We start from the raw sequence: 16094 nt of genomic DNA on the forward strand, positions 1-16094 counted from the left end.
AAACAAATATCAAAAATAAAAACTAAATAGTGAAAAATTGAAATATTTGTATGTGGTGAAAGTTATGGATTTAAAAAAATGGTACACTAGATTATCAAAAAATCAAAAAAATAGATTATATTTACAAATCGGAGCTTTGATTCCACTTTTAGCTTTAGGAATGACTGGAAGAATGGTTGTTTTAATACTATTATTTCCATTCATGCTATTACTTGGACCGATTTGGTGCGGATGGATTTGTCCGATGGGGACATTGCAAAGAATTTCTGGATTATTGGGAAAAAAATTGTTTGGAAATAAACACAATAACTTTATAAGCAAAAAAACACATGAAAAATTGAAATATGTAAAGTATTTCATGCTATTCGGAATGATGGGCTTTGCAGGATACTACATTTTAATATTAAACGGTACAATAGACTTTGTAATATCCGTATTCATGGCAACGGTTGTAATTGGTGTAATATTATCATTATTTAACGAAAGGGTATACTGTAGATATTTATGTCCTGCAGGGGCAATGATGGGACTTACAAACTTGATTAAGCCAAGAACAATTAAAAGGGATGTAGATAGTTGCGTAAGCTGTTCAAAATGTGATAAATCTTGTCCGATGGGAATCAATGTATCAAAAACTACAGAAATAAGAAATCCTCACTGTATATCCTGTAATGCTTGTGTGGATAGCTGTCCAATAAACGATGCTTTAAGCGTAAAATGGGATAAAAAGATTAAAAATATTAAAGAAAAAGTAATAAAGTAACATACTAAAATAAAGTATAATAAAATAAAGTATAATAAAATAATAAAAATAAATACAAATTAAAAAATAATAATTTTATCTATTTTTTAGTAATTTATCTATTGTAAGCATAATTCAATTTTTTTTCAATTAAATTAGATAATAAGGAAACTGTAAAGATTACCGATAAATAAACTAAAGCTATTACGATATAAACTTCAAAAGGACTCGCTGTTTTTGTATATATTAACTGTCCCACCCTAGTCAACTCCGTTATCGCAATTACCGAAACTAAGGAACTTTCTTTTATTATTGTGGAAAACGAATTCATAAGTGAAGGCATTGAAATACGGATGGTTTGGGGAATAATTACATATACCAAACTTTGTACTTTATTCATTCCTAATGATGAACATGCGTCCCATTGACCTTTTGGGATGGATAATAGCGAAGCTCTGACAATTTCAGATATGTATGCTCCGCCATTTAAGGATAACCCCAATACACCTGCTGTTGTATTGTCCATTACGATACCTATCGAAGGTAAACCATAGTATATAAAAAATAGCAATATTAACAAAGGTACGCCCCTAAATGTTTCTACATAAGCCCTAAAGAATAAATCAAGAACTTTGGGAATATTTAAAGCTCTTAATATGCCCACAACGTGTGCAATTATAATTGCAAGTATAAACGATAAAAAAGCGATTTTTAAGGTAATTACTAGCCCCCAAAAAAGTGCTGGCAAATTGTACAACAATATTATGTCAAAATTCATATATTTACACCCGGATATAAATTAAAATAACATTGAATTAAAAATAAAAAATAAGGTATTAAAATGGTAATTATTAGTTAGTTATTAGTTAACTGTTAAATTAAATATTAATTATTCGAATGAAAGCCATTTTTCTTTTATTTCGTCGTATTTACCGTTTTCTTTCAATGTGTTAATTGCTTCATTCATTTTTTGAGTTAATTCTTTAGCACCAGCTTTTTGAACTGTGATAACATTTACAGGGTTAATTGTAATGTTGGTAGTTTTTACATTTTGGTACTCTTTCATTTGAGTGAGTGCGTAAGCCTGACCTACAATAACAGCGTCGACTCTACCGTTTTCTAAGTCAATGAATGCTTCAGGGTTGTAATTGTATGTTTTAACCTCTTTAACGCCTTCAAGTTTTTCTGCAGTATCTTGTGAGCCAGTCCCTAACTGTGCACCTACGATTTTACCTTCTAAATCAGCTAATGATTTGATTGAGTCGGTATTTTTGTTAACAACAACTACGTCTGTTAAAGCATAGTATGGTTCACTCATCTCTACATTTTCAGCAGCAGTCTCTCTTTCAGACATACAGGTAATTAATGTATCGTAGTCGCCTTTTGAAAGACCGCCAAGTAAAGCAGGCCATTCTGCGTCTATTATTTCAACTTTTACACCTAATTCTTCACCAAGAGCATTTGCAAAGTCGATGTCGAAACCTTCGAATTCACCAGTTTTTGCGTTTCTTGATTCAAATGGAGGGTATGCAGCACAAAGACCAACTCTCAATACGCCAGTATCTTGAACATTTTTCCAAGACATATCAGCGTTTGTATCGTCAGATTTTTGTGTATTGGTGGACGTACATCCTGAAAATACCAATACTAAGCTTAATAAGCCTAATACCACTAACGTAAGTTTTTTATTCACCATTTCACCATTAAGTTTTTTAATAGGGTTGTATTACAATATATGAATTTGATTTGCCGTTATTGTATATATAAATTGTTATACTTAGTTATTAGTATATTTTATAGGTATTAAAAAACTTAATATAATACTACTATAAAAAAATGGATAAAAAAGTGTTTTAACATCAGCCAATAGTTTAAAAAATAGCAATAAAAAAATAAGGTTTAAATTGCAATGGAAATTAAAATAAAATACAATAAAATACAATAAAATACAATAAAATACAATAAAATACAATAAAATACAATAAAATACAATAAAATACAATAAATTTATTATAATAAACTTTTTAAGTATTTCAAGGATTCTTCCACATCATTTTCATCTATTGCAACATACTTCATAGAAATTTGATTAGCTTCCAACATATTTATTAATTCATCCATGAAAATACCTTTTTCAGAAATAAATTCCATTTTATTTATTTTTTCATTCATGTTTGAATTACTTGAGAATCCACCCCATTCTGAACCAGAACAGGTCTTGTAAATACCACAACTTGGACTACCATCTACGCCAACCAATAAATCAATCGTATAGCCATTTTCTTTGTAGTTCATGATTTGCTGGATTACGGGTTTTAACATATTTTGAGATTGTTCTCTAAAATGAGGGGTGTCAAATTGTTCCTTTACATGCCCCCATCGTTTGATACCATACATGATAGTTTCAGGACAAGGTAATTGGATTATACCATAGTTAGCATCCATTAAGTAATTTACCACGTCTTTTAAAGCCCCTTCATATTCGCATATCCCTTCTACTTTTGCGTTTCCATTCAATATACAATGTGCAACAATTGCCATTTTTTTACATCTGTTGATACTTTCACCTGCGTAATTTTATATATTAATTAAATTATTGCCCCATATGGTCGTATAATTGGTTATTTATCATAATTATAATATTTATAGGTTATTATATTAAAAATTCACGAAATAATAGGTTATTAAATAACTTAATTACGTAATTTAATTGGTAATATATTTATAAAATAAGTATTATTATGTAATATAATTATAAAATAAATAATACCAATATTCTTAATATAATGTTATAATACTATAAAAAATTAAAAATTAAAAATAAAAACTTAAAAATAGAGGTATGCAATGATTTTAAAACCTTTTTTAAGAGAAAATTTTATACCATTACCAGTAGGGTTTATTTCAACAGTAAATAAGGAAGGAATTAGAAATATAGCACCTTATTCCTGTTTAATGCCAGTTTTAAGACCCCTTGATTTAATATGTATTGCTTCAGCAAAAAGAAGGGATACTTTAGACAATATTAAAGAAATGAACGAATTTGTAATTAATATGACAGGGATAGATTTTGCAGATAAGGTGGTACCTACTGCGAAACATACCGCTCCTGAAATAGACGAATACGACTACGCACAGATTGAAGAGAAAAAATCGAGAGTAATTAAGACACCAGGTATTAAAGGAAGCTACGCCTGGATGGAATGCGAATTATTCAAAATATACGAAGAGCCAACCTATGATTTAATTATGGGTAAAGTAGTCAACTTAGAAGCTGATGACAAATACTTAAAAAAAGACGGTTCTCTCGATGTAGAAAAGGCCAAACCACTTTTTAATGTAGGCGATTCTACAGGGATGAATTTCTGCACGGTAAACGAAATAGGGACGCATGAACCTTTTGGAGCTATGTTTCCAGATGGTAAAGACCCATTATCAAAAAAATACGTAGAATAATTATTAAATTACTTTAATTAGTTATTATTTAATTATTTAATTAATTACCATATTCAATAAATATATTATTATTATTAGTATTATTATTATCATTTTATTTTATAGATTAATATCAGTAAGTTAAATTGTTAAATAATTGATTAATAAATTTTTCATTTAGATTACTTACTTTGAAGGTACTTCCATATCGTATGATTTTTCAGTTAAGTAAGCTATAAATTTATCTAATTTTTCAGCATCCATTTCAAACATTAAACAAGCTACGGTACTATCTACATAAATAGGCTCGAATAAATCAATATATACAAAATTTTCATTTATTGCAACGTTTTTAATGTTTTTACTGCTTAAATAGATATCCGTTTCATTATTTTTAAATTTAAAATATTTCACAATGTCACCCAGATAATTTAATTAACTGATATATTAGGATTATATAATATATAATTATCCGTACGAAATTAGGATTTTTTTTGATGTATATATTCGTATTTAGGATATAAACTAATATAATACGCAATAATAACAAAAATAAACTAAAAAAATTACTAAAAAATAATATGGATAAAAACAAAAGAATACAAAGGAATACAAAGGAATATAAATAATTTAAAAAAATTGAATAATTTTGATATAATGTATTATCCAATTTTAATTATAATAATTCAACAAATGCTTTTGCAGCTTCGTTGGTAGTTTTTGTATTTCCACCTGCTACAACTAAAACATCATTTCCGTTAGCTACGCCATTTACAACTGCTAATGTAGCTTGTGAGTCTTCTGTAAGGTTTATTTTACCCATTGACTTCAATTCTTTTGATAATGCGTTTACTACAGGTCCGCCAATAACAATTAAGTTTTTGTCAGCTGAGTCTAATGCTATTTCGCCATCTAAAACAGCTAATGGAGCTTTTAAACCTGTTAATTTAGTTCCGCTACCTTCGATACTTTGTAAGGTCACTTCAGCATTTAAAACAGTTCCTTTTGAACCAACAGTTAAATCTAAATCCTTTGAAGTATCCATTTCAAAGAATACATTCATGGTACTTGTTTTATCGTCATCGTCATCGAAATTCATGCTAGCATATTTTACAATATCGATTTCTTTACCTGATGATAATGAATCATGGTCGTCACCAACGTATTTTAAAGCATAACCCACTTTAGTATCAGGTTTTTCAATATCGTCTAAGTAAACTAATTTACCACCTTGTTTTACAACAGCATAAGCTTCCCAGTCAGGTACGTATTCTTCACCTAAGTGCATACACTTTAATCTATCGGTGATTACTACTTCAACGAAACCATAATCATTTCCTACATCTTTCCAAGCTTTGAACATCCTAACGCCGATACCGCCAGCCATTAAATTAGTTGGTGCGTTGTCGAATTTTTCAGCGATTACCTTACCATCTTTTAAAATTTGTAACTTTATTTTGTATTCTTCAGTACTAGTTCCTGCATTGCTTACTAAAACAGAATCAACTTTAACTTCAAGACCATTTACAGCGTAAGTATCGCCTTCTCTGATCACACCTTGATATAATTCCTTACCTAAAACTATAGTATCTTTACTACTACTCATACTCATGAGAATGTAGTTTTCCCCCAGGAATGGTACTTCTTTACCCGGGCATAATGAGGTTAATCCGTCAAATGTAGTATTATCGTCTTTGAATGATAAAACAGCGTAAGATAATTCATTTTCTTTTACAGCCCATTTGTCATTGTTTTCTTTTGTAACTCTGCCCATTAAAAATTCATAAGCATCGTCATCATTATCAAACCAGTCAAATGGGTCAGTGTCTTTAACTTCAGCTAAGGTGGATAATCTACCTAATGAAACAGCACCATCTTTTGCATCTAAATCAGTGTCGTCTCCAAAATAAGCAGTATTTGCCATTAAATCTGCATAATCTCCATCTGCAGCTGCCACAAATAACGCGTTGTCATCCTTAACTGCTAAATTAACTTCCTTATTGCTTACCAAATTATAATCATCTGACTTAGCGAAAGCCCTCACGTTAAGTTTTGCTGAACCAACATCTGCTGATTGCTCTGTGTATAATAAATTACCAACTTTGGCGGTTATTTCTGCTGCAGAAATTACATCTCCTGCGTTTGCGTTCGAACCTACAACAATATTAACATTTGGATTTCCTTCAACAACAACTTTTTTCGAGAAATCTTCCACATCTCCGATTTGTTCTACTGCAAAAGCGCCCGTAGCCAATGTCGAAGCCAACATTGCACTACCTGCGATAATTGCACTAGTTTTAACTATGCTTCTTACCATTAGTTCACCTAAGGGGTACTAACATTAATAATATTTTTTATATATTATTAATACTTAGTATTATTTTTTTAATTTTAATATTACTTGTCAACACACATATGTAATAGTAGGAATAATATATAAAACTTATGATATGATATTACTATTTTTTAATAATTAATACTAAAAAACTATATCTTGTTTAAATTTAATTATATGCCTAAATATATACATTAAAGGCAATAAATAAAGACATACCACGATTAAAACCTTTACTCCTACAATCTATTAGATTATTTAATGTATATTAGTTACAATAAGCTCTTTATTGTAATGATTATTAATTAACATGCTTATTTGTAGACCACAATAGTATATATATCTTTCCATTTTTGTCGTAGTATTCAAAACTTTAAAAAAATATTATATTGTAATATATAATATATTAAAGTAGTATTTAATACTATTTAAATAAACTTTATAATAATCATCTATTTATATAGTAACGATAATATTTTATTACTAAGTAATAATTTATTAAGAATATTTTAAAAATCGTAATACTATTAATTTAGTATGAATGGGTGGTGATTATGCAGTACATTATATTATTTTCAGCATTCTTATTGGGGGCATTTCATGCACTAGAACCGGGGCATGGAAAATCAGTTATGGCTGCCTTCGTACTTGGGACGGATGCTAATATATACAATACATTGACATTGGGTTTTACAGTAGTATTCTCCCATACAATTGTTATTTTGCTTATGGGTATTTTATCGTTGTATTTATCAAATTATTTCAATGTAGGAAGCTTAAGCTCAACCATGGAACTCATTGGTGGCGTTATTTTATTACTAGTGGGTATTTGGATATTAAAAAGTTACTATAAACCTCATGTACATAGTATAGATACAAATAAAAGTGCTGTGGCCATAGGATTATCCGCTGGTTTAATTCCTTGCCCCGCGGCTCTTGCGGTGCTTTTAATTAGCATATCTAGTGGCGCCATCGTAGAAGGATTATTGTATGTAGTTATATTTAGCTTAGGTCTTGCAATTAGCATTTCATTGTTTTCAATTCTATTCGTAAAAAGTAAAGATTTCTTGGAAAAATATGTTTCGAACAACAGTATAAACAAATTGCCGTTAATTAGTGGCATTATAATTATATTATTTGGAATTTGGAATATTTCTGGCCCATTGTTTGGAATTCATTAAATTTTTTTACTTTATTTTTACTTTATTTTTACTTTATTTTTACTTTATTTTTACTTTATTTTTACTTTATTTTTACTTTATTTTTACTTTATTTTTCTTTTTTCTTTGTTATTAAGTTTTTATAAAAGATATCATATAAGTTAAATTAAAGATATAGAGATTTTTGGTCAAAATATGGAAAATATAAAAAATATGGAAAAAAAAGCAATAAATGAATTTGATATAATAGATATAATTCAAAAAAACAATACTTCAGTAACTGAAAATTTAGACATTGTAAAGTCTATTGGAGATGATTGTGCAGTAATTAGTTTAGGGATTAACAAATTAGTGATAACTACGGACATGTTATTTAAAAGTACCCACTTTCCAGAATTACTTACACCTTTTCAAATTGGAAAACGTGTAGTTACTGCCAATGTGTCCGATATAGCGTCTATGTGTGCTAAACCACTTGGAATTGTAGTGTCTATGGGATTTGACGCGGAAACTGCCAATAAAAATTATATTGACGAGCTTTCAAGAGGGATAAACTCGGCTTGTTGCGAATATGAATGTCCACTATTAGGTGGCGATACCAATAAATCAAAAGAATTGGTTTTATCTGGTACTGCATTTGGTATTACGCCAAATCCTGTGTTTAGGGATTTTAATTTAAAAAACAGATTGAAAACAGAAGTAGAATTAGAAACAAACGAATATGAGTCTAATATCTACATAACTAATGACTTAGGGAAAGTATCTTGTGCTTTGATGATGTATGAAAAGTACTTGGTTGATAAAAAAAATGGAGTTCCAAATGACTTCAATAGAGGTTTAAAGCTCATAAATAACTATCCTGAGATTTTTAAGAAACTTAGTGAGCCAAAAGCAAGAATTTTTGAAGGTATGGTACTCAATGGTCATATAAATACTTGTTGCGATATTTCCGATGGATTGGGCAAGGACATAACATATATAAATAATTTTGAACTGAATTCGGAAGATATACTAAATTGTGCAAGTTCTGAAACCTTTGAATTTTGTGAAGAGCTTGATATTGATGATATTGGTTTATTAGACCTTATATTCAATAGTGGTGAAGAATTTGAATTACTATTTAGCTCATTTAATTCGAGTCAGTATTTGAATAATAAATTGGAAAAAATTGAAAGTAAGAATAAAAATAAAAGTAAAGTTCAAAGAATCGGAAAAACAATTGAAAATGGTCAATATATAGATGGTGTAGCATTTGATGAATTCCATGAAGGTGTTGTTAAGGGTTATGTTCATCGTTGGAATGATTAGTATATTAATAGATATATCGATGGATATATTGATAATTTAATATTAAATTCAATATTAATTATAAATAATATGATAAACAATAGTTTAGAATTACAATAATTATTAAGATAAGTATAATATTATGTTGATAAAATTACATTAAATAAATATTGGTGACATTATGGGACTTAAACTTACTTCTTCATTAAGAGATATTAAAAAAATGAGACAAATAAAAGATAAAATTAGAAAAGAAGATAAAATAGAATTAGATTTATCTAAATCTAATAATAATTTGAAAAACGATAATTTTAATGAAGAATTGGATAAAAAAAATGAAGATGACAATAATGAAGTCGATTTTCAAAATTATAAGTACATAAGGGTTAATACATTGCAAATTACACCCGAGGACTTGAAAAAAAGGCTTGAAAGTAAAAAAATTGTCTTGGAAGATACTTTCTTAGATTATGCCTTTAAAGTGATTAGTAGCCCTTTTTCAGTTGGCGCTACTCCCGAATATCTCTATGGATATTACTTTATGCAGAGTATTTCTTCAATGGTGCCCGTTATTGCCTTGAATCCTCAAAAAGGCGAACGTATATTAGACATGTGTGCAGCGCCAGGTGGTAAAACTACACATATCGCTCAATTGATGGACAACGAAGGCATGGTTTTTGCCGTTGAAGTAAACAAAAACAGAGTTAGAAGCCTTACATCAAATATTAATCGTATGGGGCTTAAAAACGTTGTAACGATAAACACCGACTCTGTTAATTTAAAACCTGAAGAATTGGGATTATTTGACAAAATATTATTGGATGCACCGTGTACGGGTAATGCGTATAAGGACAGTAGCAGGGTTAAAAATAGAAGTGACATCTTATTTTGCTCCAATCGTCAAAAAGAGCTTATACATACAGCGATTAATTTATTAAAATCAGGTGGCGAATTGGTATACAGTACATGTTCACCAGAAATTGAAGAAGACGAAGAAGTTGTTAGTCACATTGTAAACCTTAGAAATGATGTAGAACTTGTAAAATTAGATAAAAACGACTATAAAGGAATACATATAGAAGATGCGATAATTAAAGGTACACTTAAGATTTTACCGCCAAATGAACCGTTCTATATTGCAAAACTTAAAAAATTGTAAAAATTGTAAATATACCATGTTGTATGTTGAATACACTATTCACTATTTTATCTTTTTAAATTTTAAAAATAAAATTTAATAATGATTAACTAATTTTAAAAATAAGATTAAATAAAATAAATAATAAAATAAAATAAAAATAGAATTTACTATTTTATCAAATATTATATTTTTAGATTATAAGTCCGTAACCGATTAATCTCCATCTTGAACCTATTTTTCTGCTAATTGCTACTCTATCATTCTTATCTGCACAGATTGGCAATTTTAATTTAATATCTACTTCATCAGGTCTTGCTGAAGCAGTTATTCCAACGGTTGTTGATGTTCCTACGTTTAACATCAAAACTTCGTTTGTTTTTAATGGCTCAATTGTCAATTCGTCTTGTGAACCTACAACTCTTTCGAGTAACTGAGGTTTTATTGTCATTTGTTCTAAAGTTGGAGGTAAGGTTCCAGGTTTTCCTGCAATACTACCGTTTAAAGCATCTGATTTTGTTAATGAAGGGTCTAATTCAGTACCTACACCAATTAAACCACCAGGTTGTGCTTCTTTTACTTTTTTAGAGCCTGCACCGAGTGAGGTTATTTTTGTTATAATTGGCTTCCAGTATGTTTTGTTTCCTTCTATAACTTTTATACCAGGTCTTATTTCGATGTCTGCACCGGTTTGTAAGATACCTTGAATAATACTTCCACCGATAACTCCACCTTTTAAGTTTTTAATAGGGGAACCTGGTTTGTTTACGTCGAAACTTCTTGCAACGTGCATTCTTACGTCTAAAGTATCGTCTCTTTCAGGTGTTGGGATGTATTCTTGGATTGCGTTTAATAAAACATCTAAGTTAGCACCGTGGTGTGCGGAAACTGGAATTATAGGTGCATCTTCTGCTACAGTTCCTTTTACGAATTCTTTTATTTCTTCGTAGTTTTCGATTGCTTTTTCACGTGAAACTAAATCGATTTTGTTTTGAACGATTAAAATGTTTTTAACACCTAAAGCGTCTAAAGCCATTAAGTGCTCTTTTGTTTGTGGTTGCGGGCATGTTTCGCTTGCTGCGATAACTAAAATAGCACCATCCATTAAGGAAGCTCCTGATAACATAGTTGCCATAAGTGTTTCGTGTCCTGGTGCATCTACAAAGGAGATTTTTCTTAAAAATTCAGGTTTTCCACCACATTCACATTTATTCTCAATGGTGTAGGATTCAGCACCCTCGCATTCTGGACATTTTTTAATCTCGCAATCTGCATAACCCAATCTAATTGAAATACCCCTTTTCAATTCTTCACTGTGAGTATCTGTCCAAACACCGGTTAATTTTCTTGTTAAACTTGTTTTACCGTGGTCTACGTGTCCAACCATTCCAATATTTACTTCTGATTGTTTCGTTCCTGTCACTGTTTCCCTCCGTAACGTGTAATATATTCTTAATAGTAATTCTTAATATTATTCTTAATAGGATTTTTAAGTAAATTCTTAATAATATTCTTAATAATATTCTTAATAATATTCTTAATTTGATTCTTAGTAGTATTCTTAATTAAATCTTAAATCGGCTTTATGCAATTTATGCAAATTCTAACGTACATTTGAAAATAAAATAATATATTTATAAGTTTTATAAAATAATTATAAATTTATGTACAAGTACTAATATACTAAACAATATACTAAATAGCGTACTAAAAATTATCGACGTACACCCAAATAATAATGGTTAGATTAAAAGAAGATAGTTATTTATAGTTTATATAGGTTTGTAAAATTAAAATATGTTGATGGAAATTAGTAATTTAATACATTATAATTGTACACGGAGATTGGAAACACATGGAAACTTATAAAAAATTTGAATATGTCATGGAAGAAAGAAAAAAAGAAAGTAATGAAAATATCTCTAAATTTAGAAATAATTTTAGGCGAAAGTTTAGAAATAAAAAAGTCAGAACTGATTTAAATGATTTAAAAATAAACATTGAACATTTTATTACAAATTTTAGGCGAAATGATGGGCTCGTAAAAGAAAATCCTGAAGATTTTATCGTTGAGGAAATTTTAGAAAAGGGCTTAGTTTTAGAAGCTGGGAAAAGCTTAAAAAATAAAGAAATTGATGAAAATAATAAAAATAAAGAAAATACTCCTGAAGAGTTCCAAGATGTGGAACGTTGGAATGGGTCTTTTTTGCATTTTACAATTGAAAAACTTAATTATAACACGATTGACGTTGTAAAAGATTTAGCAAGACTTACGAAAACTAAAAGAAAAAATTTTGGTTTTGCAGGCACTAAAGATAAGTATGCGTTAACAACTCAAAGAATGGGTTGTTTTGGGATTAAACCAGAGGTTTTGGAAGCAGTTGGTAAAAATGGACTCGTAAAAAAAAGAGGAGGTCAATTTATAGTAAAAGATGTTTGTAAATCAAATAAAAAGTTGAGAATGGGTAATTTATGGGGTAATAGGTTTACAATAAAAATTAGGGATTTTGAAGAAGGTGAAAACGAAAATCCTATTGAGAATACACAGTTAGGTTATGTAATTAATTATTTCGGAATTCAACGTTTTGGGCTTTATAGACCAATTACTCACCTTGTAGGCAAACATATTTATGAAAGAGACTTTGAAACGGCATTTTATATTTACTGTGGTACACCCATACATGAAAAAGGGCTTAAAAAAGATGCTAGAGAGGCAGTTGAAGATGGAGATTTCAAATTAGCTTTAAAATTATTCCCTCGAGAAAGTGAATACGAAAAAAGACTTATACAACAGTATTTAAAGTATAAAGACTATAAGAAGGCTTTTTACGCATTTGCGCCACAGCTTAGAAGTTTGTTTGTAAACGCTTACCAATCCTATTTATTTAATGAAATATTGAATAAAAGGTACGAATACGGTTATGAAACCCTAGAAGGGGATGTACTAGAAGATGGAATACCTACTGCACCACTTTGCGGTTATAAAACAGAATACTCTGGAGGTATAGCCGGAGAAATTGAGAAAGAGGTATTTGAAAAGTACAATATAGATCTTAAGAAATTTAGAATAGAAGATTATGGTAATTTCTCAGGATTTAGGCGTAAAATGATTACCCCAGTGTATAATTTTAAAATTGAAAAAATTTATGAAAACGATGTAAATACTGAAAATAAAGAAAATAAAGAAAATAATTCACAAGAAAATCCAATTTTGAAATTATCTTTTGAATTAGAAAAAGGAAACTATGCTACAATCGTAACAAGAGAATTTACAGGTAAATTATCATAATTAAGATAATTTACTATTTTTTATTACTCTTTTTTTATTATTATTTTTTATATTATATTTTTTATATTATATTTTTTATATTATATTTTTTATATTATATTTTTTATATTATATTTTTTATATTATATTTTTTTATTTTTTAAGTCTAATTTATACTATTTTAAATTGACTATTACTAGTCCTAGCGTTGGATTCTATCTTTTTACCATTATTTTTTGAAATATCTTTAGAATCATGGTTAACATTCCCATTTACATCTAAAACTTCGTCAGAACATACTGTTACACCGATACACCCTGAAAACATTAGCATACAAGATAAAGAAAGAATTAGAAAAAGTTTATGTTTCATAACATACCCCTCAATGTTAATACTATAAATAATAATAAAATGATTTAAAATATTCAATATATATAATTTATTATCCTAATTATCCCATATAATCTAACTAAATTATGTAATAACGGGTCAAATAATTTAAATAAATGGTACAATAAAGAAATAACTAAGAAAATTAAAATTGTAATAAACGTGATATTATGATAACAAAACACGCGACTGAAATATTGGAAAAATCATTAACTTATGATGTTGGTTTTGGCGATTTAACCGTTGAAACATTGATACCAAAAGATTTAAACTGTAAAGCTTTTGTGGTTGTTAAGGAAAATACTAAAATTTGTGGAATTGATTTTGTCGTTGAATTTTTAGAAAAAAATGGCATTTCCTGCAAAAAATTATATAATGAAGGGGATTACATTGATTTTTCAAATAAATCTGAAAAAAGAATTAAAATATTAGAAATTATTGGTAATGCTCAAAAAATAATTACTTTTGAAAGGACGATTTTAAATTTTATGATGCACTTGTCGGGAATTGCAACAAAAACATACGAAATCGTTTCAATTGTTAAAAAAATCAATCCAAACGTTAGAATTGCTTGCACTCGAAAAACCCTACCACTTTTATCAATAGTTGAAAAATACGCTGTTAAAGTAGGGGGTGGGGATACACACAGATATAGGCTTGATGACATGATTATGATTAAGGATAATCATATTGAAGCATTAGGCATTGCCGAATGTATGAAAAGGGTTAAAAAAGTTAGTTTCAGCAAAAAAATTGAAGTAGAAGTTGATAATAACACTCAGCTTCGAGAAGTTATAAAATATCATCCTGATATAATTATGCTTGATAACTATAACGACTTAAAAATTGAAGAAGCCCTACATATTATCGAAGATTGTAATAAAATATATAAATATAAGCCGATTATAGAATTAAGCGGCGGAATTACTGAAAAAAACGTTTTAAGTTATGCAAAACATCCTGTTGATGTTATTTCCATGGGTTGTTTAATACATTCTGCAAAAGCTGTGGATATGGGCTTGGATTTAGAAAAAATTTAAAAATAATATTCTTTTTATTTTATTTTATTTTATTTTTTATTATTCTTTTTTACATTATTGTTATAGGGTTAGTTTTTATTAATTTTAGAGTTAGTACATTACCAACCTTGCCATCTTGAATAATTAAAATTATCTAAAGTTAATGTTTCATTTTTATTCTCGTCTTTACTTTTATTTTCATTTTCATCGCCATTTTTAGAAGGTATAGAAGTTTCATTGGTTGATATAGACCTAGATCTTGACGCATAAAAATCATTTATTGCATCTAAAACTATTTTCACATTGCTTTTCGTCTTTGGAAGAACCAATATGTCCTTTGAAGGTAATAATACGGAAGCTCGTATATTATTTTCCCTTGCAACTTCTGTGAGGTATTTATTCAAGTGAAAAACTTCATCGAATAAATCTGTTGTTATTTTTTCTTCAGGGTCACAATATTTCAAACAGCAACCTTCCCTCCAATGACCGATTTTATCCCCTACTTCGTGAACACGTTGTACGTTTATATCATAATGCTCGTGAATTGCCATGACATCATTTTGGCTTAGTCTTAATAAGGGTCTCAAAAAATAAGTATCATAACGTCTTGGGATTTTCGAAAGTTCCATTTTATGATAAAACTCTTTGTCTTCGGAATTTGGGTTTTTTGCTCTTAAATCATCTAAAATTGGTCCTGAGATTTTTTCCAAGGCGGTGTCACCAGTTATTATGATATCAAAGCCGTTTTCATTTGCATATTCTACAGCCCTAATTTTCATTATGTCTTTACATATCCTACAGATACTCTTACCTTTTGCACCGCGGATTTTTTTAGAGAGCTTTTCCGTTATATCGGGGAATATAATAGGTACTTTGTATTTTTTAGCCAACTTTTCAGCTTCGTTTTTTGAAATATCCCAGCTCCAGTTGTGAACGTAATGAATACATAAATCAACATTTATATTTAATTCTTTACATAATGCAAGTGCAGTTGCACTATCTTTGCCCCCACTTAACATTAAAAGAGCTTTTTTATCCAATAAATCGCTATTTTCTAAATTTTTTAGAATATTTGACTTTAATTCATTTAAATCGTGTAAATTTCGTTTTTCAATAGTCCATTGAGTGAATTTTAAGTTTTTAGTATTTAGGGGTTTTCCTGTATTTTCCATTATAATCACGTAAAGTAATAAGTTTATAGTTTTATAATTTTATAATTTTAATAATTGTAAGTTAGTTTTATAATTTAAATCATAGAATATCATTATATTAATACTTAATATTAATATACTAAGTAATATGTTGTTATTTTATCGTAAT

At 28.8% G+C, this 16094-nt stretch carries 15 protein-coding genes; 7 read left to right on the forward strand and 8 right to left on the reverse strand.

Annotation, left to right across the window (positions count from 1 at the left end; genetic code table 11):
* Positions 1-64 precede the first annotated feature (64 nt).
* The gene (locus J2127_RS03335; protein ID WP_209732088.1) at positions 65-763 is read left to right on the forward strand and encodes a 4Fe-4S binding protein; all 699 of its coding nucleotides are present in this window, start codon (positions 65-67) and stop codon (positions 761-763) included.
* 94 nt (positions 764-857) lie between these two features.
* On the opposite strand, the gene J2127_RS03340 is transcribed toward J2127_RS03335, so the two are convergent.
* From J2127_RS03340 to J2127_RS03350, 3 genes are all read right to left on the reverse strand, one after another.
* Positions 858-1520 carry an amino acid ABC transporter permease gene (locus J2127_RS03340; protein WP_209732090.1) on the reverse strand — a complete coding sequence of 221 codons (663 nt, stop codon included), beginning with the start codon at positions 1518-1520 and terminating at the stop codon, positions 858-860.
* A gap of 111 nt (positions 1521-1631) precedes the next feature.
* Positions 1632-2435 (reverse strand): ABC transporter substrate-binding protein, encoded by an 804-nt coding sequence (locus J2127_RS03345; protein ID WP_348635409.1) that lies wholly within the window; start codon positions 2433-2435, stop codon positions 1632-1634.
* Positions 2436-2752: 317 nt separating this feature from the next.
* Complete coding sequence (locus J2127_RS03350) at positions 2753-3283, reverse strand: CD3072 family TudS-related putative desulfidase (protein ID WP_245326432.1); 531 nt, start codon at positions 3281-3283, stop codon at positions 2753-2755.
* 306 nt (positions 3284-3589) lie between these two features.
* Here J2127_RS03350 and J2127_RS03355 point away from each other — a divergent pair, with 306 nt between their 5' ends.
* Positions 3590-4198 (forward strand): flavin reductase family protein, encoded by a 609-nt coding sequence (locus J2127_RS03355; RefSeq protein WP_209732093.1) that lies wholly within the window; start codon positions 3590-3592, stop codon positions 4196-4198.
* A gap of 165 nt (positions 4199-4363) precedes the next feature.
* Here J2127_RS03355 and J2127_RS03360 read toward each other — a convergent pair whose 3' ends face one another.
* On the reverse strand, positions 4364-4591 hold the full coding sequence (locus J2127_RS03360) for a hypothetical protein (protein WP_209732095.1): 228 nt from the start codon (positions 4589-4591) through the stop codon (positions 4364-4366).
* Positions 4592-4853: 262 nt separating this feature from the next.
* On the reverse strand, positions 4854-6494 hold the full coding sequence (locus J2127_RS03365; protein ID WP_209732097.1) for an S-layer protein: 1641 nt from the start codon (positions 6492-6494) through the stop codon (positions 4854-4856).
* A gap of 572 nt (positions 6495-7066) precedes the next feature.
* Here J2127_RS03365 and J2127_RS03370 point away from each other — a divergent pair.
* From J2127_RS03370 to J2127_RS03380, 3 genes are all read left to right on the forward strand, one after another.
* Positions 7067-7693 (forward strand): sulfite exporter TauE/SafE family protein, encoded by a 627-nt coding sequence (locus J2127_RS03370; RefSeq protein ID WP_209732099.1) that lies wholly within the window; start codon positions 7067-7069, stop codon positions 7691-7693.
* Positions 7694-7867: 174 nt separating this feature from the next.
* Positions 7868-8980: a thiamine-phosphate kinase gene (locus J2127_RS03375; protein ID WP_245326433.1), complete on the forward strand. Its 1113-nt coding sequence runs from the start codon at positions 7868-7870 to the stop codon at positions 8978-8980.
* Positions 8981-9140: 160 nt separating this feature from the next.
* Positions 9141-10118 carry an NOL1/NOP2/sun family putative RNA methylase gene (locus tag J2127_RS03380; RefSeq protein ID WP_245326434.1) on the forward strand — a complete coding sequence of 326 codons (978 nt, stop codon included), beginning with the start codon at positions 9141-9143 and terminating at the stop codon, positions 10116-10118.
* 172 nt (positions 10119-10290) lie between these two features.
* On the opposite strand, the gene J2127_RS03385 is transcribed toward J2127_RS03380, so the two are convergent.
* Entirely contained in the window at positions 10291-11520 is a 1230-nt protein-coding gene (locus J2127_RS03385) for a translation initiation factor IF-2 subunit gamma (protein ID WP_209732101.1), read from the reverse strand.
* A gap of 432 nt (positions 11521-11952) precedes the next feature.
* Between J2127_RS03385 and truD the strand changes: the two genes are divergently transcribed.
* A complete protein-coding gene (gene truD, locus J2127_RS03390) occupies positions 11953-13386 on the forward strand; it encodes a tRNA pseudouridine(13) synthase TruD (protein WP_209732103.1) in 1434 nt (477 codons plus the stop codon).
* Between the two features lie 150 nt (positions 13387-13536).
* On the opposite strand, the gene J2127_RS03395 is transcribed toward truD, so the two are convergent.
* Positions 13537-13737, reverse strand: a complete 201-nt coding sequence (locus J2127_RS03395; protein ID WP_209732105.1) for a hypothetical protein — start codon at positions 13735-13737, stop codon at positions 13537-13539.
* Between the two features lie 188 nt (positions 13738-13925).
* Between J2127_RS03395 and nadC the strand changes: the two genes are divergently transcribed.
* Positions 13926-14795, forward strand: a complete 870-nt coding sequence (nadC, locus tag J2127_RS03400) for a carboxylating nicotinate-nucleotide diphosphorylase (RefSeq protein ID WP_209732107.1) — start codon at positions 13926-13928, stop codon at positions 14793-14795.
* Between the two features lie 98 nt (positions 14796-14893).
* Here the strand turns inward: nadC and J2127_RS03405 are convergent, their stop codons facing one another.
* On the reverse strand, positions 14894-15946 hold the full coding sequence (locus J2127_RS03405; protein WP_209732109.1) for a phosphoadenosine phosphosulfate reductase family protein: 1053 nt from the start codon (positions 15944-15946) through the stop codon (positions 14894-14896).
* Positions 15947-16094: the final 148 nt, after the last annotated feature.

The sequence above is a fragment of the Methanococcus voltae genome (genome assembly GCF_017875395.1).
Taxonomy (GTDB): Archaea; AGJL01; Methanococci; order Methanococcales; family Methanococcaceae; genus Methanococcus; species Methanococcus voltae_C.

What these genes read in the sequence shown, in the direction of transcription:
- J2127_RS03335 (WP_209732088.1), top strand. Translation starts at nt 65, where the DNA reads ATGGATTTAAAAAAATGGTACACTAGATTATCAAAAAATCAAAAAAAT.
- J2127_RS03340 (WP_209732090.1), bottom strand. Translation starts at nt 1,520, where the DNA reads ATGAATTTTGACATAATATTGTTGTACAATTTGCCAGCACTTTTTTGG.
- J2127_RS03350 (WP_245326432.1), bottom strand. Translation starts at nt 3,283, where the DNA reads ATGGCAATTGTTGCACATTGTATATTGAATGGAAACGCAAAAGTAGAA.
- J2127_RS03355 (WP_209732093.1), top strand. Translation starts at nt 3,590, where the DNA reads ATGATTTTAAAACCTTTTTTAAGAGAAAATTTTATACCATTACCAGTA.
- J2127_RS03365 (WP_209732097.1), bottom strand. Translation starts at nt 6,494, where the DNA reads ATGGTAAGAAGCATAGTTAAAACTAGTGCAATTATCGCAGGTAGTGCA.
- J2127_RS03370 (WP_209732099.1), top strand. Translation starts at nt 7,067, where the DNA reads ATGCAGTACATTATATTATTTTCAGCATTCTTATTGGGGGCATTTCAT.
- J2127_RS03375 (WP_245326433.1), top strand. Translation starts at nt 7,868, where the DNA reads ATGGAAAATATAAAAAATATGGAAAAAAAAGCAATAAATGAATTTGAT.
- J2127_RS03380 (WP_245326434.1), top strand. Translation starts at nt 9,141, where the DNA reads ATGGGACTTAAACTTACTTCTTCATTAAGAGATATTAAAAAAATGAGA.
- truD (WP_209732103.1), top strand. Translation starts at nt 11,953, where the DNA reads ATGGAAACTTATAAAAAATTTGAATATGTCATGGAAGAAAGAAAAAAA.
- J2127_RS03395 (WP_209732105.1), bottom strand. Translation starts at nt 13,737, where the DNA reads ATGAAACATAAACTTTTTCTAATTCTTTCTTTATCTTGTATGCTAATG.
- nadC (WP_209732107.1), top strand. Translation starts at nt 13,926, where the DNA reads ATGATAACAAAACACGCGACTGAAATATTGGAAAAATCATTAACTTAT.
- J2127_RS03405 (WP_209732109.1), bottom strand. Translation starts at nt 15,946, where the DNA reads ATGGAAAATACAGGAAAACCCCTAAATACTAAAAACTTAAAATTCACT.